A 274-nucleotide genomic window follows, 5' to 3' on the forward strand; every position below is an offset into this window, starting at 1 on the left:
TGACGGTTCGGCCTTCCGCATCGACGACGAACCTGTCCTTGCCGTCACCTTTCAGGATGCCGCGGACATAGCCGATGTCGTGCAGCAGGCAGGCGACGATCAGGTGCGAGTAGTCCTCCGGCTCGAGGCGCTCGGTCAGCATGCGGCCACGCAGGATGTCCCGCCCTACCTGGGTGACCAGGAAGGTGTGCTCCACATTGTGGTAGAGGGCGTCGCTCTTGCCGAGGCATTCGAGGGCAACGCGTGCAACGCCGTCGAGCCGCTCGGCCTCGTC

At 65.3% G+C, this 274-nt stretch carries 1 protein-coding gene; it reads right to left on the minus strand.

Features of this window, described 5'->3' with window-relative positions:
- A partial coding sequence (locus tag KBI52_RS00340; RefSeq protein WP_210804735.1) for an HD domain-containing protein occupies nucleotides 1–274 on the minus strand: 274 nt, incomplete at both ends.

The organism is Microvirga sp. HBU67558 (genome assembly GCF_018069605.1).
Lineage (GTDB): Bacteria > Pseudomonadota > Alphaproteobacteria > Rhizobiales > Beijerinckiaceae > Microvirga > Microvirga terrae.